22 protein-coding genes are annotated in these 24,792 nt (G+C 62.5%); 13 read left to right on the top strand and 9 right to left on the bottom strand.

The window, feature by feature from the left end; translation table 11 throughout:
- Positions 1-52: 52 nt before the first annotated feature.
- From DJFAAGMI_RS03090 to DJFAAGMI_RS03100, 3 genes are all read right to left on the bottom strand, one after another.
- Positions 53-991 carry a Bug family tripartite tricarboxylate transporter substrate binding protein gene (locus tag DJFAAGMI_RS03090; RefSeq protein WP_419095602.1) on the bottom strand — a complete coding sequence of 313 codons (939 nt, stop codon included), beginning with the start codon at positions 989-991 and terminating at the stop codon, positions 53-55.
- A 189-nt stretch (positions 992-1,180) separates the two neighbouring features.
- Complete coding sequence (locus tag DJFAAGMI_RS03095; RefSeq protein ID WP_419095584.1) at positions 1,181-2,398, bottom strand: CaiB/BaiF CoA transferase family protein; 1,218 nt, start codon at positions 2,396-2,398, stop codon at positions 1,181-1,183.
- Between the two features lie 45 nt (positions 2,399-2,443).
- A complete protein-coding gene (locus tag DJFAAGMI_RS03100; RefSeq protein ID WP_211455892.1) occupies positions 2,444-3,379 on the bottom strand; it encodes a hydroxymethylglutaryl-CoA lyase in 936 nt (311 codons plus the stop codon).
- Positions 3,380-3,520: 141 nt separating this feature from the next.
- Here DJFAAGMI_RS03100 and DJFAAGMI_RS03105 point away from each other — a divergent pair, with 141 nt between their 5' ends.
- A complete protein-coding gene (locus DJFAAGMI_RS03105; protein ID WP_211455893.1) occupies positions 3,521-4,249 on the top strand; it encodes an IclR family transcriptional regulator in 729 nt (242 codons plus the stop codon).
- A gap of 62 nt (positions 4,250-4,311) precedes the next feature.
- Here DJFAAGMI_RS03105 and DJFAAGMI_RS03110 read toward each other — a convergent pair whose 3' ends face one another.
- The 3 genes from DJFAAGMI_RS03110 to fabI form a co-directional block, all read right to left on the bottom strand.
- Positions 4,312-5,214 carry a DNA ligase gene (locus DJFAAGMI_RS03110; protein WP_249333743.1) on the bottom strand — a complete coding sequence of 301 codons (903 nt, stop codon included), beginning with the start codon at positions 5,212-5,214 and terminating at the stop codon, positions 4,312-4,314.
- A 175-nt stretch (positions 5,215-5,389) separates the two neighbouring features.
- A complete protein-coding gene (locus DJFAAGMI_RS03115) occupies positions 5,390-5,911 on the bottom strand; it encodes a superoxide dismutase family protein (protein ID WP_211455894.1) in 522 nt (173 codons plus the stop codon).
- A 173-nt stretch (positions 5,912-6,084) separates the two neighbouring features.
- Positions 6,085-6,885: an enoyl-ACP reductase FabI gene (gene fabI / locus DJFAAGMI_RS03120; protein ID WP_211455895.1), complete on the bottom strand. Its 801-nt coding sequence runs from the start codon at positions 6,883-6,885 to the stop codon at positions 6,085-6,087.
- Positions 6,886-7,005: 120 nt separating this feature from the next.
- On the opposite strand from fabI, the gene DJFAAGMI_RS03125 reads away from it, so the two are divergent.
- The 5 genes from DJFAAGMI_RS03125 (at position 7,006) to DJFAAGMI_RS03145 (ending at position 13,211) form a co-directional block, all read left to right on the top strand.
- On the top strand, positions 7,006-8,817 hold the full coding sequence (locus tag DJFAAGMI_RS03125) for an extracellular solute-binding protein (protein ID WP_211455896.1): 1,812 nt from the start codon (positions 7,006-7,008) through the stop codon (positions 8,815-8,817).
- 208 nt (positions 8,818-9,025) lie between these two features.
- Positions 9,026-10,054 carry a microcin C ABC transporter permease YejB gene (locus DJFAAGMI_RS03130; protein ID WP_211455897.1) on the top strand — a complete coding sequence of 343 codons (1,029 nt, stop codon included), beginning with the start codon at positions 9,026-9,028 and terminating at the stop codon, positions 10,052-10,054.
- A 48-nt stretch (positions 10,055-10,102) separates the two neighbouring features.
- Entirely contained in the window at positions 10,103-11,203 is a 1,101-nt protein-coding gene (locus DJFAAGMI_RS03135; RefSeq protein WP_211455898.1) for an ABC transporter permease, read from the top strand.
- A complete protein-coding gene (locus tag DJFAAGMI_RS03140) occupies positions 11,200-12,852 on the top strand; it encodes an ABC transporter ATP-binding protein (RefSeq protein WP_211455899.1) in 1,653 nt (550 codons plus the stop codon). The genes DJFAAGMI_RS03135 and DJFAAGMI_RS03140 overlap by 4 nt, the downstream gene beginning before the upstream one ends.
- 197 nt (positions 12,853-13,049) lie before the next feature.
- Positions 13,050-13,211 (top strand): hypothetical protein, encoded by a 162-nt coding sequence (locus DJFAAGMI_RS03145; protein ID WP_003056362.1) that lies wholly within the window; start codon positions 13,050-13,052, stop codon positions 13,209-13,211.
- 100 nt (positions 13,212-13,311) lie between these two features.
- Here DJFAAGMI_RS03145 and DJFAAGMI_RS03150 read toward each other — a convergent pair whose 3' ends face one another.
- Positions 13,312-13,644 carry a chaperone modulator CbpM gene (locus tag DJFAAGMI_RS03150; protein ID WP_211455900.1) on the bottom strand — a complete coding sequence of 111 codons (333 nt, stop codon included), beginning with the start codon at positions 13,642-13,644 and terminating at the stop codon, positions 13,312-13,314.
- An 11-nt stretch (positions 13,645-13,655) separates the two neighbouring features.
- Positions 13,656-14,636: a DnaJ C-terminal domain-containing protein gene (locus DJFAAGMI_RS03155; protein WP_043004486.1), complete on the bottom strand. Its 981-nt coding sequence runs from the start codon at positions 14,634-14,636 to the stop codon at positions 13,656-13,658.
- Between the two features lie 229 nt (positions 14,637-14,865).
- On the opposite strand from DJFAAGMI_RS03155, the gene DJFAAGMI_RS03160 reads away from it, so the two are divergent.
- The 7 genes from DJFAAGMI_RS03160 (at position 14,866) to typA (ending at position 23,727) form a co-directional block, all read left to right on the top strand.
- Positions 14,866-15,246, top strand: coding sequence for a thioredoxin family protein (locus DJFAAGMI_RS03160; RefSeq protein ID WP_043004487.1), 381 nt, complete (start codon positions 14,866-14,868; stop codon positions 15,244-15,246).
- Positions 15,247-15,426: 180 nt separating this feature from the next.
- The gene (gene rimP / locus DJFAAGMI_RS03165) at positions 15,427-16,005 is read left to right on the top strand and encodes a ribosome maturation factor RimP (RefSeq protein WP_211455901.1); all 579 of its coding nucleotides are present in this window, start codon (positions 15,427-15,429) and stop codon (positions 16,003-16,005) included.
- A gap of 83 nt (positions 16,006-16,088) precedes the next feature.
- A complete protein-coding gene (gene nusA / locus DJFAAGMI_RS03170; protein ID WP_211455902.1) occupies positions 16,089-17,576 on the top strand; it encodes a transcription termination factor NusA in 1,488 nt (495 codons plus the stop codon).
- A gap of 23 nt (positions 17,577-17,599) precedes the next feature.
- Positions 17,600-20,434 carry a translation initiation factor IF-2 gene (gene infB, locus DJFAAGMI_RS03175; protein ID WP_211455903.1) on the top strand — a complete coding sequence of 945 codons (2,835 nt, stop codon included), beginning with the start codon at positions 17,600-17,602 and terminating at the stop codon, positions 20,432-20,434.
- A gap of 95 nt (positions 20,435-20,529) precedes the next feature.
- Positions 20,530-20,907: a 30S ribosome-binding factor RbfA gene (gene rbfA, locus DJFAAGMI_RS03180; RefSeq protein ID WP_003080483.1), complete on the top strand. Its 378-nt coding sequence runs from the start codon at positions 20,530-20,532 to the stop codon at positions 20,905-20,907.
- A 4-nt stretch (positions 20,908-20,911) separates the two neighbouring features.
- Positions 20,912-21,904: a tRNA pseudouridine(55) synthase TruB gene (gene truB, locus DJFAAGMI_RS03185; protein ID WP_043004489.1), complete on the top strand. Its 993-nt coding sequence runs from the start codon at positions 20,912-20,914 to the stop codon at positions 21,902-21,904.
- Positions 21,901-23,727: a translational GTPase TypA gene (typA, locus tag DJFAAGMI_RS03190; protein ID WP_211455904.1), complete on the top strand. Its 1,827-nt coding sequence runs from the start codon at positions 21,901-21,903 to the stop codon at positions 23,725-23,727. The genes truB and typA overlap by 4 nt, the downstream gene beginning before the upstream one ends.
- A gap of 119 nt (positions 23,728-23,846) precedes the next feature.
- Here the strand turns inward: typA and DJFAAGMI_RS03195 are convergent, their stop codons facing one another.
- Positions 23,847-24,752, bottom strand: a complete 906-nt coding sequence (locus tag DJFAAGMI_RS03195; RefSeq protein ID WP_211455905.1) for a LysR family transcriptional regulator — start codon at positions 24,750-24,752, stop codon at positions 23,847-23,849.
- Between the last annotated feature and the right edge of the window lie 40 nt (positions 24,753-24,792).

The raw sequence follows: 24,792 nt of genomic DNA on the forward strand, positions 1-24,792 counted from the left end.
TCATATGGAAAGCAAGATGAGGCAAGCGGAAGCTGCTTTTAATTGAATAGCGTCATTCCAGTGTGATCTTCGCGTCGCGGATCAGCGCGGCCCAGCTGGCCTGCTCCTTTTGCAGATAGGCCTGGGCGTCCTGCAGGCTGCCGCCCATGGGCGTGCTGCCTTCGGACTGCAACTGCTTGAGCACGGCGGGGTCCTGCAGCCCGGTGTTCACTGCGGCATTGATCTTCTGCGCCAGCGCGGCAGGCGTGTTCCTGGGGGCCACGATCAGCTTCCAGTCCACGGCTTCAAAACCGGGAAAGCCGGACTCGGCCACGGTGGGGACCTGGGGCAGGATGGCTAGACGCTTGGCCGAGGTCACCGCCAGTGCGCGCAGGCGCTGGCCCTTGATCATGGGGTAGACCGCCTGGGGCGTGCCGAACATATAGTGGGTCTGCTTGCCCAGCAGATCGGTCACGGCCGGCGCGGCGCCTTTGTAAGGCACGTTGAGCACATCGATCTTGGCCTTGTAGGAAAGCATTTCCCCCGCCAGATGACCCACGGTGCCCGTGGACGCCAGGCCTTGCTTGATGGCGCCGGGCTGGGCCTTGGCCGCGGCAATCAGGTCCTGCAGCGATTTCCAGGGCGAATCGGCGGGCACGACCAGCACCACGGGCTGCGAGGCCACCAGCGCCACGGGAAGCAGATCGGTCTTGGCATTGAACGGCATGCTGGGCAGCAGCGAGGGATTGATGGCCAGATTGGCGGTCTGTCCCATGCCGAAGGTATAACCGTCGGCCGGTGCCTTGGCGACGGCATCAAGGCCGATATTGCCGCCCGCACCGGGCTTGTTGTCCACCACGATGATCCAGCGATTCGCGGTCGCCATGCGCTCGCTGATCTGGCGTGTCACCGTGTCGGTGCCGCCGCCAGGCGTGAAGGGTACGACCATACGGATCGACTTGGCGGGCCATTCCCCGGGCTGGGCGCTGCCGCTGGCAACCGCCACGGCCATCAGCGCGCAGGCTGCAATGGCCTGGCGGCGGTTTGCCGGTCGTGCTGCGCAATGGAGGAAAGAGCTGTGTTTCATGGTTTTGTCTCCTGATGGCTGGAAATTGGGGGTAAGGAATCCCCGCAGGGCGTGCATGGGCGCCCTGTTCTGGGGTGTGCTGAAGAAAGCGGGGCCGTGGCCCCGCGGGGTCGCTCAGTCGGGCAGGCCCTGTGCCAGTGCCCGGGCCTGATCCTGGCTGTAGCCCAGGGCGGTCAGAATCTCCAGGCTGTGCTCGCCGAGCTTGGGTGGCGAGAGACGCACCTGCAGATGCTTGCCGTCCAGGGTCAGCGGCAGCAGCACGGTCTTGCTGTCGCGGCCGTCGGGCAAGGTGATGGGGGCCAGCGCACCGGTGGCGTTCAGGTGCGGGTCTTCGAGCAGGTCGTGCGGACGGGCGATGGGCGCAAACGGCAGGCCCTTGTCCTCGAAGACCTGGGCGATATGCGCTGCACTGTATCCGGCCATGGTTTCGCGCAGCAGCGGCATCAGCCAGCTGCGGGCCTGCACGCGGTCGTTGTTGCTGCCCAGGCGCGGATCGTCACGCAACTGGGCCAGGCCGAAGGCATCGCAGAACTCGCGCCATGCGCCGTCGCTGACCACGGCCAGAAAGATCTGCTCGCCGCCCTGGACTTCGAACACGTCGTAGATCGCCCAGGCCGAGATGCGCGCGGGCATGGGGGCTGCGGGCTTGCCAGTCACCGCGTACTGCATCATGTGCTGGGCGATCAGGAAGACATTGTTCTCGAACAGTGCGCTTTGCACTTCCTGGCCCTTGCCAGTCTTTTCGCGCTGGGCCAGGGCCGCCATGGCTCCCATGGCACCGAACATGCCGCCCATGATGTCGTTGACGCTGGTGCCCGCGCGCAGCGGGTCGCCGGGGCGGCCCGTCATATAGGCAAGGCCCCCCATCATCTGCACCACCTCGTCCAGGGCCGTGCGGTGTTCGTAGGGGCCGGGTAGAAAGCCCTTGTGGCTCACATAGATGAGACGTGGAAACTGCTGCTTGAGGCTTTCGTAGTCCAGGCCCAGCTTCTTCATGGTGCCGGGTTTGAAGTTCTCGGTCACCACATCGGCCGTGGCGATCAGTCGCAGCGCGGCTTCCTTGCCCTCAGGGGTCTGCAGATCCAGCGTCAGGCTTTTCTTGTTGCGGTTGAACAGCGGGAAAAAACCCGAGCCCGAGCCCAGCAGCTTGCGCGTGGCATCGCCATTGCGGCCGTGGCCCACGGGCTCGACCTTGATGACTTCGGCGCCCAGGTCGGCCAGCATCAGGCCGCAGCTGGGGCCCATGACCATATGGGTGAATTCCACCACGCGGATGCCGGCATAGGGCAGGGGGGCAGCGCCGGTGCTGGCGGATTCGGTTGAGGAGTGCATATTCATCTCTTGTGGCGCCCGGCTCGTCGGCGAGCCGAGGCGTGATCAGTAACGGTGAGGCACAAAGCCCTTGGGCAGGCCCGCGGGTGGCAGCATGCCGTACAGCGCCTCCCCCGGCAGGCCGACGGCCAGCGTTTCTCGCGCAGCAAGCAATCGTTCAATGTCAATGCCGGTGCGCAGACCCATGGCTTCGAACATGAAGACCAGATCTTCGGTCACCACATTGCCCGAGGCGCCAGGGGCATAGGGGCAGCCGCCCAGTCCGGCCTGGGAGGCGTCGAAAGTGCGCACGCCAGCCTCATAGGCAGCCAGGCAGTTGGCCAGGCCCAGGCCTCGGGTGTTGTGCATATGCGCGGCGCCGGCCTTGTCGCCGAGCTCGCTGCGCAGGCGCGTGAACAGGCGCTTGACCTGGGCCGGGTTGGCCATGCCCGTGGTGTCCGACAGCCCCGATTCGTCGGCGCCGGCAGCCACGCAGGCTGCAGCCAGAGCGATCACCTCGTCCTCGGGTACCAGGCCCTGCAAGGTGCAGCCGAAAGCGGTGGATATGCCCGCCTCGATATGCACGGCAGGGGCGATCTCATCGCGCAGCCTGGCGATGGCGCGCACTTCCTCCACCATCTGCGCGGGTGTCTTGCGCACATTGGCCATGGAGTGCGCGGGGCTGGCGGATACGGGCAGCGTGATCTTGTGCGCCCCGGCGCGGATGGCGGCTTCGGCTCCCTTGAGATTGGGCACCAGGGCCATGATGGTGACGCCGGGGTGGGCGGTGGCGTGGCGCACGACTTCGGCGGCATCGGCCATCTGCGGCAGCAGCTTGGGCGAGACAAAGGAGCCGACTTCGATTTCCTGCACGCCCGCTGCCACCAGGGCATCGATCCAGGCATATTTATGGGCCGTGCTCATGGTAGCCGAGACCGACTGCAGGCCGTCGCGGGGGCCGACTTCGCTGATCAGGAGATCGAAGCGGTGGGGGAATGACATGGTTGCCTCACTTGGATTTCATGCTTGCATTGCGGCTGGCACAATGCTTTAATGATGTTCTATCTGATAGAACTTAATTCTTTCTATTGAAATATTGCCTTGCGTCCTGATGCCCTGTCAAGCTGAGGGGCAGGAGTTTTTATGCCGCGTAAATCCCTGAATGAATCTGTAGCCGACGAGAATGCCGCGCCTGGCGGTGTGGCCGCAGTGGACCGCGCCCTCAGCGTGCTGAGCGCATTCCAGGATGGCGATGCCGCGCTGAGTCTGGCCGAGCTGGCCGAGCGCACGCGTCTTTACAAGAGCACGGTGCTGAGATTGCTGGCCTCTCTGGAGCATGGGGGCTGGGTTCAGCGCCAGGATGACGGGCGCTATGCGGTGGGTTCGGCCGTGGCCAGGCTGCATGCGGTTTACGAACAGAGCTTTTCGCTGGACAAGCTGGTCATGCCGGTGCTGCGCGCACTGGTTCAGGCCACGGGCGAGAGCGCTGCCTACCATGTGCGCCAGGGGCGCGAGCGTCTGTGTCTGTACCGCGTGGATTCGCCGCACCCGGTGCGCGATCATGCGCGCGCCGGCGATCTGCTGCCCCTGGACAAAGGCGCGGGCGGGCGCGTGCTGGTTGCCTTCGATCCGGAGCTGGGGGACTGGTTGAAGAAAAATCGCAACCACTATGCGCGTGTACGGGCCGATGGCTACGAAGCCCTGGTGGGTGACAGGCATAGCGAGATCGCCGGCATCTCGGCCCCGGTTTTCCGCCGCAGCGGCGATCTGGCGGCCGCCCTGACGCTGACCATGCCGGCGCATCGCTATGACGAGCGCTATGTCAAAAACGTGTTGCAGGCCGCGCGCGACCTGGGGGCGCAGCTGCCGTAGCCACTGATGTCGCGGGACTCAAGCGCATGGTCAATGGTCGCAGGCACCGATGAAGTTGTGAGTCACGGGCTTGCCGGCTCGGGCTGAAAGCCCAGCTCGCTGCGCACCCGCATAAAGCGGGCAAAGCGCGGCAGGCCGCTTTTTTCATGCAGGCCCTGGTAGCGATAAGTGACCCAGCTGCCGAGCGCAGGCGGGCTTTTGCGCATCTGGGCCGTCAGCCCGGAGCCCAGTGAAAACTGTCGGCCGTCCGGGGTCTGCACCAGCAGCGCACCCGTCATGCCCTGCCATTGCCCGCGTCCGCTTTTGTAGCCTATGACCCGGGCTTCGGCATCATCGAAGGGCTTGAGCTTGAGCAGATCGTCGCTGCGGCCCGAGCGATAGGGTGCGCTGCCCTTGTGCAGCATCAAGCCCTCGCCGCCGCCTTTGATGACGGTACTCAGCCATTGCTGCAGCTCCGCCTCCGAGCCCAGCTTGCGCTGCTCCACCATCTGCACCCAGTCCTGGGCAATGGCGTCCACGGTGCGCTGCAGCAGCGGCAGGCGCTGGTCAAAGCTGCCAGGAGCCGCAGGCAGATCGAACACCATGAATCTCATCTGGCGCCAGGCTCGGTCGTCCGGTATGGCCTGTGCCGTGGTGGACTGGGCATGGGCAAACCGGCCGCGTCCAGCCCAGAGCTCGCCATCCATGGGGGTGGTCGGCCAATCCCGGACAAACCACTCAGGCGCCGCGATCCGCTGCCCGCCACGGCTGACGAGCTGGTGGCCGTTCCAGTAGCCGCGCACGCCGTCCAGCTTTTCGCTGACCCAATAGTCCTGCAGCGGCAGGCCGCTGCGCCAGACCTGGGCCAGCATCAGCGAAGGTGGCTGTGCCGTGGTCTGGGCCAGCACGGCAAAGCCAAGGCAGAGACAGGCGCAGACCAGCCAGCGGACGCATTCCTGCAGGGGGCGGTGCCGTGGTTCAGGCATGGCTATCTCCCGGTAAAGAGGCAGCTCATGCTAGAGCGCGAAGCCCGTGCTGTCGATGCGGGCACGAACCCTTATCAAAAAACGTAGCTGTCAGCGCTTTATCTATAGGGAGTTACGGCGATTGCATAAAAAAGCCGCTGCAGCCAGGCAGCGGCTTTTTCCTGGGGCAAGGCCTTCAGTCGCGGCTGATGACCGCGCAGGCGATGCGCGCGCCGGCATTGCCCGTGGGCTGGGTGGTGTAGTCGTCGGGCTGGGCATGGACGATGACCGCACGGCCTATGACATTGCCGGGGCCGGCCAGCAAGGTGATGTCTGCCGACTGTATGTTGACGGTGGCCACGCCGTTGGAGTCGGCCTTCAGGCTGGGCAGATCGCCCATATGGTGCTGGGTGGAGTCATATTTGCCATGCGGATTTCCCGATGGGTTGAAGTGGCCCGCAGCGGCATTGCCGTTGTCACCGCAGTCGCCCTTGTCGTGGATGTGAAAGCCGTGCTCGGAATTGGGCTTGAGGCCGTGAATCACGGCGTTGATCACGACCTGCTGACCGGTCTTCTGGGTGAATTTCACATCGCCGCTGACCTTGCTGCCCGAAGTGGCCTGCAATCTGGCGATGGCCTGGGCGGGCTGGGGTTCGGGGGTGCTGCAGGCCGTCAGGGCAGCAGCGGATGCGGCCAGGATGAGAAAACGATATGGCATGTAAGCTCCTCTTGAGTAGTCGTCAGAACCGTAGATAAAAACACTGTGAACCATAGCGTCAGTGCTCTGCCGTGCTTGTAGGGCAAGGGCCAAGATGTCGCGCAAGGCGGCAAAAAACAAAGCCCCGCAGGCTGCTGAGGCCTGCGGGGCTGGTGTCGTCAGAAGCGATGGGCTCAGACCTGATCGGCCGACAGGCCTGCGGTCTGGCTGAAACCGCCGTCCACATAGGTGATCTCGGCGGTCACGCCGGAGGCCAGGTCGGACAGCAGGAAGGCCGCGACATTGCCCACGTCTTCGATCGTCACATTGCGGCGCAGGGGCGCGGCATCGGCCACGCGGCCCAGCAGCTTGCCGAAGTCCTTGATGCCCGAGGCTGCCAAGGTCTTGATGGGGCCGGCGGAGATGCCGTTGGCGCGGATGGCGCGGCCGTCGGCCGTGCGGCCCACGGCTTCGGCCAGGTAGCGCACCGAAGCTTCCAGCGATGCCTTGGCCAGGCCCATGGTGTTGTAGTTGGGGATGGAGCGCAGAGCGCCCAGGTACGACAGGGTCAGCAGCGAGGACTTGTCGTTCAGGTAAGGCAGGGCAGCCTTGGCCATGGCGGGGAAGCTGTAGGCGCTGATATCGTGGGCGATCTTGAAGTTCTCGCGGCTCAGGCCGTCGAGGAAGTTGCCGGCAATGGCTTCACGGGGGGCAAAACCGATGGAGTGCACAAAACCGTCGAACTTGCCCCAGGTGGCGCCCAGGTCGGCGAACAGCTTTTCGATCTGGGCGTCGTCGCCCACGTCGCAGTCGAACACCAGCGTGGAGTTGAAGTCGGCCGCGAACTCGGTGATGCGGTCCTTGAAGCGTTCACCCACATAGCTGAAAGCCAGTTCTGCACCTTGCTCATGGCAGGCCTTGGCAATGCCGTAGGCGATGGAACGGTTGGACAGGACGCCCGTGATCAGCAGCTTTTTACCGGCGAGAAAACCCATTGTTGTTCTCCAGAGAAAATTGAAAGAGGGAACTGCACCATCTGTGGCAGCGGCGCAATCTTTGAAAACGTATCCGCTCGAACTGGGTGCGAATCAGTCGGGGTAGGGCAGAATTGTCGCATGCGCCATTGGATGATTTGCTCAGCCCTGATTGTCAGCAGCCAAGTTGCCACACCCGCCCTGGCGGCACATGGCTATGCGCTCTGGGGTCAGCCCAAGTACGCGGCCGACTTCAAGCACTTTGACTATGTGAACCCTCAAGCGCCCAAGGGTGGAGAGTTGCGCATGGTCAGCAATCTGCGCTATTCGACCTTCGACAAGTACAACCCCTTCACCATCAAGGGCTCGCCACCTGCCTATCTGGCGGACATGCTGTTCGAGACCTTGCTCGCTCCCAGTCTCGACGAGACGGCGTCGGGCTACGGCCTGCTGGCCGAGGATGTGGATGTGGCGGCCGACGGCCTGTCCGCCACCTTCAAGCTGCGCAAACAGGCGCGCTTTCACAACGGCAAGCCGGTGCTGGCTCAGGATGTGAAACACAGCTACCAGACGCTGCTGAGCAAATATGTCTCGCCCGGCTACAAGACGCTGTTTGCCGAGGTGGCGGCCTGCGATGTGCTCGACGAGCGCACGGTGCGCTTTCGCTTCAAGAAACCCAACCGCGATCTGCCGTTGACCGTGGGTGCCTTGCTTCCCGTGTTCAGCCGCGACTGGGGGCTGGGTGCCGATGGCAAGCCCAAGGCCTTTGATCAGGTCGTCACGGATATTCCGATTGGCAGCGGCCCTTACAAGATCGGTCCGGTCAAGTTCGGCAAGGACATCAGCTATGTGCGCGACCCGGGCTACTGGGGGGCGACCCTGCCGGTGCGTGTCGGTCTGGCCAATTTCGACCGCGTCACCATCAAGATCTACAAGGACAACACAGCCCGGCTGGAGGCCCTCAAGGCCGGCGAGTTCGACCTCATGCGTGTCAACAGTGCGGGCGACTGGGCCAGGCGGTTGACGGGCAGGCGCTTTGCCTCGGGCGAGCTGGTCAAGGGCACATTCGAGAACAAACTGCCCTCGGGTTTTCAGAGCTTTTTCCTGAATACGCGGCGTGAGCAGCTCAAGGATGTTCGCGTGCGCGAGGCCCTGGGCCTGGCTTACGACTTTGAGTGGATGAGTCGTCAGATGTTCTATGGCGCTTATCAGCGTGTGCATGGCTTGTTTGGCAACACCGCTTGCGAGACGCGGGGCGAGCCCAGCGCAGAAGAGCTGGCTTTGCTCAAACCCTATGAGGCCAGCCTGCCGCCAGGCACGCTGGGGCCCATGGCCCAGCCGCCACGCACCGATGGGCCTGATGGCCTGCGCGGCAATCTGCGGCGTGCGCAGAAGCTGCTGGCGGATGCGGGCTGGACGGTCAAGGACGGTGCGTTGCGCAACGCCAAGGGCGAGCCCATGGTGCTGGAGTATCTGGACAGCGGCGACAGTGCGCGTCTGATCAGCTCCTGGTCGCGGAATCTGGAGAAGCTGGGCATCACGCTCAAGCTGCACAATGTCGATTTTGCGCTCTACCAGCAGCGGCAAGACAAGTTTGATTTCGACATCATCACGCTCAATGTGCCGGGTACACACAACCCGGGTCAGGACTATGCCGAGCTGTTTGGCAGTGCCTCCGCGGATCAGGAGGGCGGCTTTAACTTTCCCGGAGTGAAAAGCAAGGCGGTTGATGCCATCATTGCCCGCATGGCCGCCGCCAAGTCCGAGCAGGACATGCTGCCCGCCTGCCACGCGCTGGAGCGCATCATCGTGCACGGCCACTACCTGATCCCCCAGTACTACTCGGGCACGCACCGCATGGTCTATGACGCCTGGAGGCTGGCGCTGCCAGGGCAGATTCCGGCCTATTCGCCGGGCGAGCTATGGGCTGTCTATGCATGGTGGGCCAAGTAAAGTGGCCCCCACGCTCCACCGTTGCACGGGTCGCTGCCCCCCAAGGGGGCTGGCCCTGCTTGGGGCGGCCCGGCGCGGCGGCCCAGGTAAAGTGGCCCCCACGCTCCACCGTTGCGCGGGTCGCGGCCCCCGAGGGGGCTGGCCTTGCATGGGGCGGCCCGGCGCTGCGGCCATCACCACCGCGGCTGAAAACAAGGGTTGATCGAAGATGTTTGCCTATATTCTCAAACGCATTTTGCTGATGATCCCGACGTTGCTGGGCGTGCTGCTGCTGACCTTTGTCGTCATCCAGTTCGTGCCAGGCGGCCCGGTCGAGCAATATCTGGCCGAGGCCAAGGCCGGCGCAGGTCCTGGGGCCGAGGGGGCTGCCATGAGCTATCGCGGCGGACAGGGCGTGGACCCCAAGCGGATCGAGGAGATCAAGGCCTTGTACGGCTTTGACAAGCCGCCGGCCGAACGCTTTGTGCAGATGCTGGGGCAGTTTGCGCGCTTTGATCTGGGTACCAGCTTTTTCCAGAACAAAAGTGTCTGGGCGCTGGTCAAGGAAAAACTGCCGGTCTCCATCAGCCTGGGTCTGTGGACCTTCTTCATCAGCTATCTGGTGGCCGTGCCCCTGGGGGTGGCCAAGGCCGTGCGGGCGGGCTCGCGCTTTGATCTGGTCACCACGGTTCTGATTCTCGTCGGCTATGCCATCCCGGGCTTTGTGCTGGGTGTGGCGCTGCTGGTCATCTTCGGCGGGCAGTTGCAGTGGTTTCCGCTGCGCGGGCTGACCTCGGCCAACTTCGACGAGCTCAGCACCATGGGCAAGGTGGCGGACTATTTCTGGCATATCGCCCTGCCCGTGACCGCCATGGTGGCTGGCAGCTTTGCCGTGACGGCCATGCTGACCAAGAACTCGTTTCTCGAGGAGATCCGCAAGCAGTATGTGCTGACGGCTCGCGCCAAGGGCCTGTCCGAACGCCAGGTGCTCTACAAGCATGTGTTTCGCAATGCGCTGATTCCCATCGTCACGGGCTTTCCCTCGGCTTTCATTGGCGCTTTCTTTGCCGGGGCGCTGCTGATCGAGACCCTGTTCTCGCTCGATGGCCTGGGTCTGCTCAGCTATGAAAGCGTGATTCGCCGCGACTTTCCCGTGGTGCTGGGCACGCTGTATCTGTTCACGCTGATCGGTCTGGTGACCAAGCTCATCAGCGATCTTTGCTATGTCTGGGTGGACCCTCGGGTCAAGTTTGACTGAGATATGCAAACAAGGCCTCAAACCCAATCCTCTAAAGCGCAAGCAGCTATGAATTCAGGAGTTGATGCCGTGCAGACTGTGTCTGCTGCCCAATCCGAGTCCCCGGGGCGCCGGGCCTGGAGGCGTTTCAAGTCCAACCGGCTGGGCTTTGTCAGCCTGGTGATCTTCTCGGTGCTGGTGGTGCTCAGCCTGTTTGCCGAATTGCTGTCCAACGACAAGCCGCTCATCGTGCGCTATGAGGGGAAGACCTATCTGCCGCTGCTGCACGATTACCCGGAAACCACGTTTGGCGGCGACTTCCATACGCCTACCGACTATCTGGACCCCTTCATCCGGCAAAGGCTTGACGAGGGCGACAACTGGGCGATCTTCCCCCTCAACCGCTATGGCAAGTCCACCATCAACTACTTTGCCAAGTCGCCCAATCCTTCTGCGCCCTCGGCAGACAACTGGCTGGGAACCGACGACCGGGGGCGTGATCTACTGGCGCAGCTCATCTACGGCTTTCGCGTCAGCGTGCTGTTCGGTCTGGCGCTGACGGCCGTGGGCGTACTGCTGGGCGTGCTGGCGGGAGCGGTGCAGGGCTTTTTTGGCGGCAAGACGGATCTGGCCTTTCAGCGCCTGACGGAAATCTGGGGCTCCATGCCCGAGCTCTACCTGCTCATCATCTTCAGCGCGCTGTTTGCGCCCAGTGTCTCGCTACTGCTGATCCTGTTGAGCCTGTTCGGCTGGATGGGACTGGCCGATTATGTGCGGGCCGAATTCCTGCGCAATCGCCAGCTTGACTATGTGAAATCCGCACAGGCGCTGGGTGCCAGCAATCGCTCCATCATCTTTTGCCACATCCTGCCCAATAGCATGACGCCGGTGATCACCTTTCTGCCGTTTCGCATGAGCGGGGCCATCCTGGCACTGACCTCGCTGGATTTCCTGGGCCTGGGTGTTCCCCCGGGCACGCCCAGCCTGGGCGAGCTGCTGAGCCAGGGCAAGAACAATATCGATGCCTGGTGGATTTCCCTGTCCACCTTTGGCGTGCTGGTCATCACGCTGCTGTTGCTGACCTTTATGGGGGACGCCCTGCGCGATGCGCTGGACCCGCGCAAGCAGGCGCGCACCGATGCTGCAAAACGCGCAGGAGGCAAGCCATGAGCAAGGAGAAATACGAGGGTCAGGCCGGCAGCAAGCTGCTGACCGTGCACGATCTGAGCGTGTCTTTTGCGGGCAAGCCCGTGGTGCAGGGCGTGAGCTTCGCGATGGCTGCCGGTGAAAAGCTGGCGCTGGTGGGAGAGTCCGGCTCGGGAAAGTCGGTCACGGCGCTGTCGCTGCTGAGGCTGGTGGGGGAGGCCCAATTGAGCGGGCGGGCGCTGCTGGACGGGCGCGATCTGCTGGGGCTTTCGGAGCGCGAGATGCAGGGGGTACGCGGTGGCGACATTGCCATGATTTTTCAGGAGCCGATGACGGCGCTGAATCCGCTGATGACCGTGGGCGCGCAGGTGGCCGAGGTGCTACAGCTCAAGCAGGCATTGAGCCGTGGCCAGGCCTTGACGCAGGCGGTGGAGCTGCTGGCCACGACCGGTATTCCCGAACCCGGGCGCAGGGCGCAGAGCTTTCCGCATCAGCTCAGCGGCGGGCAGCGTCAGCGCGCCATGATTGCCATGGCACTGGCCAGCCGTCCCCGGCTGCTGCTGGCCGACGAGCCGACGACGGCGCTGGATGTGACGCTGCGCGGCCAGATACTGGATCTGCTGGCCGATCTTCAGCGGCAGACCGGTATGGCCGTGCTGATGATCACGCATGACCTGAACCTGGTGCGCCGCTTCGCCGACCGCGTGGCGGTCATGGAAAAAGGCGCTCTTGTGGAGCAGGGCGCCGTGGCGGAGGTGATGCAGAACCCGCAGCATGCCTATACCCGCAAGCTGCTGGCCAGTCGGCCGGTGCGCAATGTGGTGGAGTCTGAGCCGGCTGGCGAGGCGGTCGTGGTGCAGACCCGGGCCCTGCAGGTGAGCTATGCCACGCCCTTGCCCGGCATTCGTGGCTGGTTCAAAAAGGGGGCATTCGTGGCGGTCAAGGGCGCGGATATGCTGCTGCGACCGGGCTGTACCCTGGGTGTGATCGGCGAATCGGGTTCGGGCAAATCCACGCTGGCCCAGGCCGTGCTGGGACTGTTGCCTGCGACCGGTGAGCTGCAGGTCGCCGGCAGGCCCTGGCAGCAGCCGGCGATCCGCAACAGCGCCGCCAATCTGGCGCTGCGGCGCAAGATCCAGGTGGTGTTCCAGGATCCGTTTTCTTCGCTGTCGCCGCGCATGACGGTGGAAGAGATTGTCGGTGAAGGCCTGCAGATTCATGCCCCCGAGCTCGCTGCCGCGCCACGGCGCGAGCGCGTGCTCCAGATGCTGGAAGAGGTGGGGCTGACCGAGGCCCAGTTCCCTGGCCTGCTGCAGCGCTATCCACATGAATTCTCGGGCGGGCAGCGGCAGCGTCTGGCGATTTCACGCGCGCTCATCATGGAGCCCGAGGTCCTGGTGCTGGACGAGCCCACGAGTGCACTCGATGTCACCATTCAGCAGCAGGTGCTGGCCTTGCTGCAGCGGCTGCAGAAGGAGCGTGGTCTGGCCTATCTGCTCATTACCCACGATGTGGACGTGATTCGCGCCATGGCCCATGAGGTGCTGGTCATGAAGGATGGGCAGATCGTGGAGCAGGGCGGCGTGCAGGCGGTGCTCACGGCACCGCAGCAGCCCTATACGCGCCAGCTGGTCGAGGCAGCCGGAGTCGTTGCCGAGTCGGCGGTGTTCTGAAATTGATAGCGAGCGGTGCTTGCTCCTCAAAGGCTTGAGGCTTTGAATGCCCGCAATTGCTGTCGATCCGCTGATGCGTGAGGAGGGCATTCGCTGAAAAACACTGAATCCGCACTCGAAAGTTTGTATTTATTTGGCGCGAATTCTCTGGCTGTGGCCTAATTGATCCTTTTCAACCTCCCAATTGAGAATTCGACATGGGCAATAAGATCGTTACCGAAGCAGACCGCAAGGCCACTCCCCGTCCCCAGGCACCCAATGGCGTGACCCTGCCCACTCCCGGCCGTGGCCAGCGCGTGAGCCTGGAGCGTGGTTCGCACACTCGCAGCAAGAAGCAGCCCGGCAAGCGCCACGGCTAATTCCTGCAGCAGGCCGCGCCCTGGTGTGCGGCCCGCAAAAAAGCCCTCGTCACTTCGGTGCGAGGGCTTTTTGCTTTGTGCGCCTCAGGCGCTGGCGGACTTATCCCTGCAGATTCCTCAGCTTGCGGCGCAGCTGCTGCACTTCCTCGATGAGATCCGTGGTCAGGGCGGCGAGCTGGGGGTCGGCGTCGAAGCTGTGTTCCAGCTGAGCAATGCGGCGCGCACGCACCAGCGTCTGGCTGCTGAAGCGCCACTGCTCATGGCTGATCTCGCGGACCTGGCCGGTGTTGTCGTAGCTGATGACGCCTGTCTGCACATGTTCGATCACCCATTGAGGGCTGGTGCAGCAATGGCGGGCCAGTTCGTGCAGATCGAGCACGGCCTGCTCCAGCAGCTCGGCAGGTTCGTAGAAAGGGTAGTGGGAGGTACTCATGGGAAAACCTTTCAACTGAGGCTGCGGGCATCGAACTGCGGGAAGGCCTTGGCAAAGTCGGCATAGGCCTGCTTTTGCTCGGCCGTCGCGGCGGGCGGGAAGACCACATCCAGCACCAGATACAGGTCACCTGGCGCGGCCGCAGGCAGGCCCTTGCCCTTGAGGCGTAGCTTGCGGCCCGAGCGATAGCCGGCGGGCACGGTGACTTCCAGCTCTCCGGCCAGCGTCTTGAAGCGCACGGGGCCGCCCAGCTCGGCCTCCCAGGGCGCGAGTGGCACGCGCTGGTAGACGTCCTTGCCCTCGGACCACCAGCGCGGATCGCTGCGAAAGTGCACCTCCAGCAGCAGATCGCCGGCAGCGCCCTTGCCCAGGCCGGGGTTGCCCTGGCCGGCAAGGCGAATCATCTGGCCTTCGCGCACCCCTTTGGGAATAGTGACCTGCAGCTCCTTGTCCTTGTAGGTGGGGATGCCCTGTTCGTCGAGTACGGTGGCACGCAGATGCAGCGAGCGCACGGCGCCGCTATAGCTGTCCTGCAAATCCAGCTCTATGCTGGCATGCTGGTCCTGGCCCCGCATATCGGGGGTGCCGCGTGCACCTTGCTGGCCTTGATGGCGCCGCGCACGGGCGGCCTGGCCGAACATCTGCGAGAAGAAGTCGCTGAAATCGGCGTCGCTGCCGGCATCGCCCTGGCTGCTGAAGTGAAAGTCCTGCTGGTCCCAGTCGGGGGGCGGGCGAAAGCCTCCGCCACCCTGGGCTCTGGCATTTTGCGCAAACTGCATCTCGTCACCCATGGCGTCATAGGCGGCGCGCTTTTCAGGGTCCGAAAGCACGGTGTTGGCTTCGTTGACCTCGGCCATGCGGGCGTCCGCATCTTTTTCCTTGCTGATGTCGGGATGGTATTTGCGGGCGAGCTTGCGATAGGCCTTCTTGATGTCGTCGGCGGAGGCCTTCCTGTCCACGCCAAGTATCTTGTAATAGTCCTTGTAATCCATGGAGTCACCAATCTTCTTGTTAAAAGAAGGGCGCAAGCCAGTTGCTCTGGCTGCTGCCGCTGCCGCGCCCGGGTTCAGGAAAATAATAGGGATAGAGTGCGGCGGCTTCAAGGGCTGCTGCGCAGAAGGCCGGGGTGATGGCCGTAGTCTCAACCCCGGGCCGCATCTGGCGCTACCATTGGCGGATCAATGCAAGGGCGTGCGCGAAGGCCGGCCCAGAGTTTGTGAAATGAAACAAGAAATTACAAAGGCGCAGGAGTGGCTGGTGGTCTGCCTCTGCGCCGACTGGTGCGGAACCTGCAAGCAGTACCGGCAGCCTTTCGAGGCGCTGGCGGCCCAGTTTCCGCAGATGCGTTTTGTCTGGCTCGATGTCGAAGATCGCGAGGATGTCGCCGGCGATCTGGACATAGAAACCTTTCCGTCCATTCTGGTGGCGCAGGGCGAGCGGGCCAGATTCCTGGGGCCGGTGCTGCCGCAGACTGGGGTGCTGGCGCGGATGCTGCAATCCCTGCCGACGGACGTGGCGGCAAGGCCTGCACAGGAGCAGGAGGCCCAGGAATTGCTGCAGCGATTGTTGCGTGCCGATGACCTGCAGGATGTCTTGCGCTGATTGCTGTTTTATGCGAGACACTTTTTGCGAAAACAATGGTTTGCGGCTACAATCACGGCTTCACGACCAAACGGGCGGGTACATACCGCCCGTTTTTTTTGGGCAATTCATGGCGAAACCTGTTTCTGACAGAGCTAAGTCCATGATTTGGCAGATTTTTCGGGATTGAACTGAATACACGTGGCACTACAGCAAATCGTTGAACAAACCGTCACAGGTCTGGGCTATGACCTGGTTGAAATCGAGCGCTCGGCCGGCGGCCTGCTGCGCATCACGATTGATTTGCCTTGGCAGGCGCCGGAGGAAGGTGCGCCTGAGCTGCCCGAGCAGTTCGTGACAGTGGAAGACTGCGAAAAGGTCACGCGCCAGCTTCAGTTTGCGCTGGAAGTCGATGGTGCGGAATACGCCCGCCTGGAGGTCTCTTCTCCCGGCATCGATCGTTTGCTGCGCCATGAGCAGGACTTCATCCGCTTTGAAGGCTCGGAGGTGGATCTGACGCTAAAGGCTCCCATCGGGGCTGCCGGTGGCGACAAGATCAATGCAAACCGCAAGAAATTTCGTGGCACGCTGGAACGGACTGAAGAAGGTGGCTGGCAGATCGTCTGGAGCGATGAGCCGCCCCCCAAGCCGGGCGTGCGCGTCAGCAAGAAGCGTGAACCCGCGCCATTGAACGCCATGGGCTTTACGCTTGACGAGTTGCGCGAAGCGCGTCTGGCACCGATTGTGAATTTCAAAGGACGCGCAGCCAAGCCCGAATGAGGCGGCTGTAGCGTTGGAATCTTTTGGGGCAAAGAGGTCGCATGCAAATCCTCTTTGTGTGATTGAAATAGGAGAGTCGTCGCATGAATCGCGAACTGTTGATGTTGGTTGAAGCCATTTCGCGTGAAAAGAACGTGGAACGCGATGTGGTTTTTGGTGCCGTGGAATCCGCACTGGCGCAGGCCACCAAGAAGCTGTACCAAGGTGAAGTAGACATCCGCGTGTCCATCGATCGCGAAAGCGGCGACTACGACACCTTCCGCCGCTGGGTGGTGGTGTCTGACGATGCCGGTCTGCAAAACCCCGACGCCGAAGAAATGCTGATGGATGCGGAAGACCGCGTGCCCGGTATTCAGATTGGTGAGTTCATTGAAGAGCAGATCGAGTCGCTGCCCATCGGCCGTATCGGCGCCATGGCGGCCAAGCAGGTCATCCTGCAGAAGATTCGCGACGCCGAGCGCGAAATGCTGCTCAACGAATTCCTGGCCCGTGGCGACAAGATCTTCACCGGCACCGTCAAGCGCATGGACAAGGGCGACATCATTGTCGAATCCGGCCGTGTGGAAGGCCGACTCAAGCGCGGCGAGATGATCCCCAAGGAAAATCTGCGCAACGGCGACCGCGTGCGTGCCATGATCATGGAAGTCGATGCCACCCTGCGCGGCGCTCCCATCCTGCTGTCGCGCTCGGCCCCCGAATTCATGGTGGAGCTGTTCCGCAATGAAGTGCCCGAGATCGAGCAAGGCCTGCTGGAGATCAAGAGCTGCGCTCGTGACGCCGGCTCGCGTGCCAAGATTGCCGTGCTGAGCCACGACAAGCGCGTGGACCCCATCGGCACCTGCGTCGGTGTGCGCGGCACCCGCGTGAATGCCGTGACCAACGAGCTGGCCGGCGAGCGTGTGGATATCGTGCTCTGGTCCGAAGACCCCGCTCAGTTCGTGATCGGTGCTCTGGCTCCTGCGAATGTCTCTTCCATCGTTGTGGATGAGGAAAAGCATGCCATGGACGTGGTCGTGGACGAGGAGAATCTGGCCATCGCCATCGGTCGCGGCGGTCAGAACGTGCGTCTGGCCTCCGAGCTGACAGGCTGGAAGATCAACATCATGGACGCTGCAGAGTCTGCTCAGAAGCAGGCCGACGAGTCGGCTGTCTCGCGCAAGCTGTTCATGGAAAAGCTGGATGTGGACGAGGAAATCGCCAACATCCTGATCGAAGAAGGTTTCGAGACCCTGGAAGAAGTGGCCTATGTGCCGCTGCAGGAAATGCTCGAAATCGAATCCTTCGACGAAGAGACGGTGAACGAGCTGCGTAGCCGCGCCAAGGATGCACTGCTGAGTCAGGAAATTGCTCGCGAAGAAAATGTGAGCAAGGCATCCGAGGATCTGGTCTCTCTGGACGGCATGACTGCCGAACTGCTGGACAAGCTGGCGCAAGCTGATGTGCACACCCGCGACGATCTGGCCGACCTGGCGATCGACGAGCTGACCGATATCACCGGTCAGACCGCCGAAGAAGCCAAGGCCTTGATCATGAAGGCGCGTGAGCACTGGTTTACCGATGGGCAAGAGTAAGGTCAGGGAGGTACAGAGCATTTATGTCGAGTAATACGGTTGCAGAATTTGCGAAAGAGCGCAACACGACCCCTGATACCTTGCTGCAGCAGCTCAAGGCCGCCGGGGTTGACAAGGCCAATGCCGCTGATGCGCTGACCGAAGGTGACAAGCAGCGCTTGCTGTCTCACCTGCAGGCAAGCCATGGCAGCGGTGCCAAGAAGATCACGCTGACCAAGAAGTCCACCAGCGAAATCAAGCAGGCGGATTCATCGGGCCGTGCCCGTACGATTCAGGTGGAAGTGCGCAAGAAGCGCACTTTCGTGAAGCGGGAAGACACTCCCGCCGAGGCTCAGGCCAATGCGGAAAGCATGGCTAAGGCTGTGCAGGAGCGTGCCGCTAGTCAAGAGCTGGTACGCCGTGAAGAAGATGCTCGCCGCGAGGCAGAGCTGTTGAGCCATCAGGAAGAACAATTGGCCAAGGAACGTCAAGAGCGCGAAGAGCGCGAGCGCCGCGAGCGCGAAGCCGAAGAACGTGCTGCAGCCTATGCAGCCGCGGAAGTCGCCAAGGTGGCTGAAGCCAAGGCGGCAAAGGAAGAGGAAAAGCGCGAGCACGCCGCAGGCGCTGCTGCACGTGCTGCGGCCCAGGCCGATGCACGCGCCAAGGCGGAAGCCGAATCCCAGGCCAAGGCTGCTGAAGAAGCCAGCCGCGCCAAGGATCTGGATGAACGCCGTCGCAAGGCCCTGGCCGAGGCGGAAGCCATCCGTGCCATGATGGCCGCGCCCAAGAAGGTGCTGGTCGCCAAGAAGCCCGAGGAGCCCAAGAAGGCTGCTCCGGTCGCTGCGGATGCCAAGAAGCCTGTTGCCGCCAAGGATGGCAACAAGCCTGCAGGCAGCGCTGGCGCGGCCAACGCCGGCGGTGGCGCCCGTCCTGGCAAGGAAGTCAAGTCTGCCAAGCTGTCTTCGAGCTGGTCCAACGATGCGGCCAAGAAGAAGGAAATCAAGACCCGTGGCGACAGCTCCGGTGGCGTCGCTGGCCGCTCCAACTGGCGCGGTGGTCCCAAGGGCGGCCGTCGTGGCAATGATCGTCACGAGCAGCAACAGCAGCAGGCTCCCGAGTTCCGTCAGCTGGAGATTTCGGTGCCCGAGACCATCACCGTGGCCGAACTGGCTCACAAGATGGCCATCAAGGCATCCGAGGTCATCAAGGTTCTGATGAAGATGGGCCAGATGGTCACCATCAACCAGCCGCTGGACCAGGACACCGCCATGATCGTGGTGGAAGAAATGGGCCATACCGCCAAGGTGGCAGCGCTGGACGACCTGGAGGCCTTCACCGATGAAGAAGTCTCCAGTGCCGAAGCCGAGCTGCTGTCGCGTGCTCCTGTGGTGACCGTGATGGGCCACGTGGACCACGGTAAGACCTCGCTGCTGGACTATATCCGTCGCACCAAGGTGGCGTCGGGCGAAGCCGGCGGCATCACTCAGCACATCGGTGCCTACCATGTGAAGACGCCTCGCGGCATCATCACCTTCCTGGACACTCCCGGTCACGAGGCCTTCACGGCCATGCGTGCTCGCGGTGCCAAGTCCACCGACATCGTGATTCTGGTGGCTGCTGCCGACGACGGCGTGATGCCCCAGACCAAGGAAGCCATCAAGCACGCCAAGGCGGCCGGTGTTCCTATCGTCGTGGCTATCACCAAGGCCGACAAGCCCGAAGCCAACCCCGACCGCGTCAAGCAGGAGCTGGTGGTGGAAGAGGTGCTGCCCGAAGAGTACGGCGGCGACTCCCCCTTCGTGGCCGTGTCCTCCAAGACCGGTCAGGGCATCGACGAGCTGCTGGAGCAAGTGCTGCTGCAGGCCGAAGTGCTGGAACTCAAGGCTCCCGTGGACGCCGCAGCCAAGGGTATCGTGATCGAAGCCCAGCTGGACAAGGGCCGCGGTACCGTGGCTACGGTGCTGGTGCAGTCCGGTACGCTGAAGGTCGGCGACGTGGTGCTGGCGGGCCAGACCTATGGTCGCGTTCGTGCCATGCTGGACGAAGACGGCAAGCAGACCAAGACAGCCGGTCCTTCCATCCCTGTGGAAATTCAGGGTCTGAGCGAAGTGCCTCAGGCCGGTGACGACTTCATGGTGCTGAGCGACGAACGCCGTGCCCGTGAAATCGCGACCTACCGCGCTGGCAAGTTCCGCAACACCAAGCTGGCCAAGCAGCAGGCTGCGAAGCTGGAAAACATGTTCGCCGAAATGTCCGCTGGCGATGTGCAGACTCTGCCCATCATCATCAAGGCCGACATGCAAGGCTCGCAGGAAGCTCTGGCAGCCTCGCTGCTCAAGCTGTCCACCGACGAGATCAAGGTTCAGCTGGTGTACTCCGGCGTGGGCGGTATCTCCGAGTCCGACGTCAACCTGGCGCTGGCTTCCAAGGCCATCATCATCGGCTTCAACGTGCGTGCGGATGCTCAGGCCCGCAAGACCGCCGAAGGCAACGATGTCGATATTCGCTACTACAACATCATCTACGACGCCGTGGATGAGGTGAAGGCTGCGATGTCGGGCATGCTGGCTCCCGAGAAGCGCGAAGAGATCATCGGTATGGCCGAGATCCGCACCGTGTTCGTGGCAACGAAGATCGGCACCATTGCCGGCTCGTACATCACGCAAGGTCACGTCACCCGCAACGCACACTTCCGTCTGCTGCGCGACAACGTGGTCATCTACACGGGCGAGATCGAGTCGCTGCGCCGCATGAAGGACGATGTCAAGGAAGTCAAGGAAGGCTTCGAGTGCGGTATCAAGCTGCGCAACTACAACGACATCAAGGAAGGCGACGTGCTGGAAGTCTTCGAGATCAAGGAAATCGCTCGTACGCTGTAAAAGCAATAGCTGCTAGCGCCTGCTCTGCAAGGGTTTGAGGCTGAAAACGCCTTGAAATCCTTGTGCAGCAAGCGCAAATAGCTCCTTTTTTATTCATGGCAACCAAACGCAAATCTGCTGCTCCCAACCGCAGCTTCAAAGTTTCCGACCAGATCCAGCGTGATCTGTCGGAGCTGATCGCCCGCGAGTTGAAGGACCCGCGCGTCGGCATGGTCACGCTGCAAGGCGTGGAGGTGACTCCTGACTATGCCCACGCCAAGGTGTTCTTCAGCGTGCTCGTCGGCGATCCCGAAGTGACGCTGGCTGCACTCAATCAGGCCGCAGGCTTTCTGCGCAACGGCCTGTTCAAGCGTCTGCACATTCATACCGTGCCCACGCTGCATTTCGTCTACGACCGCACTACAGAGCGCGCTGCCGACATGAACGCCTTGATCGCCAAGGCTGTGGCGTCGCGCGGACCCGAAGAGGAATAAGCACATGAACGCCCCTCGCACCCGGGTGCAGCGGCGCCCTGTGCATGGGGTGTTGCTGCTTGATAAACCGCTGGGCTGGTCCAGCAACGACATCTTGCAGAAGGTCAAGTGGCTGCTGCGCGCCGAAAAGGCCGGGCATACAGGCACGCTTGATCCGCTGGCCAGTGGCGTGCTGCCGCTGTGTTTCGGCGCTGCCACCAAATTCAGTCAGCTTCAGCTCGAAGCCGAGAAAACCTACGAAGCCATTGCCCGCCTGGGCCAGACCACGACCACGGCCGATGCCGAGGGCGATGTGGTGCTGGAGCGTGCCGTCGATCTGGCCGCCATCACGCCCGAGCGCCTGGCGCAGGTGCAGGCCCAGTTCACGGGCGACATCAAGCAGGTGCCGCCCATGCACAGTGCGCTGAAGAAGGACGGCAAGGCACTCTACGAATACGCCCGTGCGGGCGTGGAAGTGGAGCGCCCCGCACGCGATGTCACCATTCATGCCTTGGAGCTGACGCTGGTGCAGGACGATCAGGGGCATCCGGCCGTCAAGATGAGAGTGACCTGCAGCAAGGGCACTTACATCCGCACATTGGGCGAAGACGTGGGCGAGGCCCTGGGCTGTGGCGCCCATTTGCGTTTTCTGCGCCGTGTGGAAACCGGCGGTCTTGAAGTGTCGCGCTGCGTGACGCTGCAGGCGCTGGAAGCCATGAACGATGAAGAGCGCATCGCGCAGGTCCAGCCTGTCGATACCCTGCTGCATCGTCATGCCGTCGTCACCTTGGGTGAACAGGATGCAGGACGCTTTCTATCAGGCTTGCGCCGTCGAGGGTCTTGGGCGGATGCCCCGGCCGTGGCGGTGTATGGTGAGCGCCCGCATGCCCTTTTAGGGGTAGGCCGTGTGGCGAGCGGGGAATTGATTCCCGAGCGCCTGCTCAGTCCGCTAGAAATTCAACAAATTTTGGAAGGAACGCCGCGTCCACAAGCAAGCGGCATTTTGGAAACATTATGAGCAAACAAATCCGCAACATTGCGATCATCGCGCACGTTGACCACGGTAAGACCACCATGGTGGACCAGCTGCTGCGCCAGTCCGGCACTTTTGCCGAGCACGAAAAAGTCGTCGACACCGTGATGGACAACCATGCCATCGAACGTGAGCGCGGCATCACCATTCTGGCCAAGAACTGTGCCGTGTCCTGGAAGGACACCCACATCAACATTCTCGACACGCCCGGTCACGCGGACTTCGGCGGCGAAGTGGAACGTGCCCTGTCCATGGTCGACGGCGTGGTGCTGCTGATCGATGCGCAGGAAGGCCCCATGCCCCAGACGCGCTTCGTGACCAAGAAGGCTCTGGCCCTGGGCCTGCGCCCCATCGTGGTTGTGAACAAGGTGGACAAGCCCGGCGCCAACCCCGACAAGGTGATCAACGCTGCTTTCGACCTGTTCGACAAGCTGGGCGCCACCGACGAGCAGCTGGACTTCCCCGTGGTCTACGCCTCCGGCATCAACGGCTGGTCGTCCAAGGAAGAGGGCGAGCCCGGTGCCAAGTGGGGTGAGGACATGTCCGCCCTGTTCGACACCATCCTGGATCACGTGCCTTCCGTGCAAGGCGATGCCGGCGCTCCCCTGCAGCTGCAGGTCTCCGCTCTGGATTACTCCACCTTCGTGGGTCGTATCGGCGTGGGCCGCATCACCCAGGGCACGCTCAAGCCCGGTCAGCAAGTGGCTGTGATGGCCGGTCCTGACGGCAAGAGCTACAGCGGCAAGATCAACCAGGTGCATACCTTCCAGGGTCTGGACCGCGTGCAGGCCACCGAAGCCGGTCCTTCCGAGATCGTGCTGATCAGCGGTATCGAAAACATCGGTATCGGCGAGACCGTCACCGACCCCGCCAATCCCCAGCCTCTGCCCATGCTGAAGATTGACGAGCCCACCCTGACCATGAACTTCTGCGTGAACACCTCGCCCCTGGCAGGTCGTGAAGGCAAGTTCGTGACCAGCCGCCAGATCTGGGACCGTCTGCAAAAGGAACTGCGCTCCAACGTGGCTCTGCGCGTCAAGGAGACCGACGAAGACGGTATCTTTGAAGTCTCCGGCCGCGGCGAACTGCACCTGACCATCTTGCTGGAAGAAATGCGCCGCGAAGGTTACGAGCTGGCCGTGTCCAAGCCTCGCGTCGTGATGCAGATGATTGACGGCGAAAAGCACGAGCCTATCGAGCTGGTGACTGCCGACATCGAAGAAGGCCATCAGGGCGGCGTGATGCAGGCACTGGGCGAGCGCAAGGGCGAGCTGGTGAACATGGAACCCGATGGCCGCGGTCGCGTCCGTCTGGAATACCGTATCCCTGCCCGTGGCCTGATCGGTTTCACCAACGAATTCCTGAACCTGACACGTGGTTCCGGCCTGATCGCCAACATCTTCGACAGCTACGAACCCCATAAGGGCGACATCGGCGGCCGCAAGAACGGCGTGCTGATCTCCATGGACGACGGTGAAATCTTCACCTACGCCCTGGGCAAGCTGGACGACCGTGGCCGCATGTTCGTGAAGGCCGGCGACCCCGTGTACGAAGGCATGATCATCGGCATCCACAGCCGCGACAACGATCTGGTGGTGAACGCCACCCGTACCAAGCAGCTGACCAACTTCCGTGTTTCCGGCAAGGAAGACGCGATCAAGATCACGCCTCCCATCGACCTGTCGCTGGAATACGGTGTGGAATTCATCGAAGACGACGAGCTGCTGGAAATCACCCCCACCAGCCTGCGCGTGCGCAAGCGTCACCTGAAGGAGCACGACCGCAAGCGTGCTTCGCGTGATGCGTAATTCACAAGCCCCAGGCTGTGAATCCAGAAAAGGCCCTTCGGGGCCTTTTTTTATGATCCCCAGGCCGTCCAAAGGCAAGGGGAGGCAACAAGCAGTGGGCGAGCGTGGGGCGTCACTTTTCATGCCTGTGCAGCCAGCTCGCAAACCTGCTGCACCAGCCACTGCGCCATGGGCGAAAGGCTGCGCCCGCGCTGCCAGACCACGCCATAGCTCGAAGTCATGGCCGGCACCTGTCGCACCCTCACGGCCTGTAGCTGTCCGCCTTGCAGCCAAGGACGCACCGCAGGTTCGATGGCGGCCAGCACGGTATCGGTGTGCAGTGTCAGCTGGATCAGGCTGTTGACATCGTCGCACTCCACCGCGAGCAGATGCTTGTCATGGCTCAGCTGCAACTGGGCGCATAAGGCATCGCGCACGGTTTGGGGCAGACGCACGGCAGCCAGGCCATGGGCATGCAAATGGGCCAGGGTGAAATCGGTTTGCGCGGACTGCAGCAGCGGATGGCCGCTGCGCACATACAGGCCGCCGGGCTGGGTGGGCAGGGCGCGTACCGTGCAGTCGCTGCCAGCGGGCAGCTCACGGGTTTCGGCCACGAAGAATTCGATCTCATCGTCCTTGAGGCGCTGCAGCAATTGTTGCCAGTTTCCCATGATGGCGCGCACATGTACTCCAGCAAAGGCTTTACGGGCCTGTTGCAGCAGTGGCGGTAGCAGGAACTGAGCCGGAAACGGGCCAAAGCCGCAGGCCGTGTCCCCCATCTGCCGATCTCGATAGAGCTGCACATCGCGTTGCAGATTGCGGCTTTGGCGCACCAGCTCACGGGCGCGCTCCAGCACAAACTGGCCAGCTGCCGTGGGACGAACCTCTCCCGCACCGCGCTCGAAGAGCTTCATCGCAAATTCTTCCTCTGCTGCCTGCACGCTGCGCGTCAGTGCGGGCTGGCTCAGATGCAGCTGCTCGGCTGCACGAGCGTAATTAGCCTTGTCGGCCAGCATGACCAGATGCTGCAGTCGGCGTATGTCCATGGTGATGAGTCCAATGCATTGAAATTTCTCGAACTATGCA

Origin of the sequence: Comamonas brasiliensis, from assembly GCF_018292285.1 — a bacterium.
Taxonomy (GTDB): domain Bacteria; phylum Pseudomonadota; class Gammaproteobacteria; order Burkholderiales; family Burkholderiaceae_C; genus Comamonas; species Comamonas brasiliensis.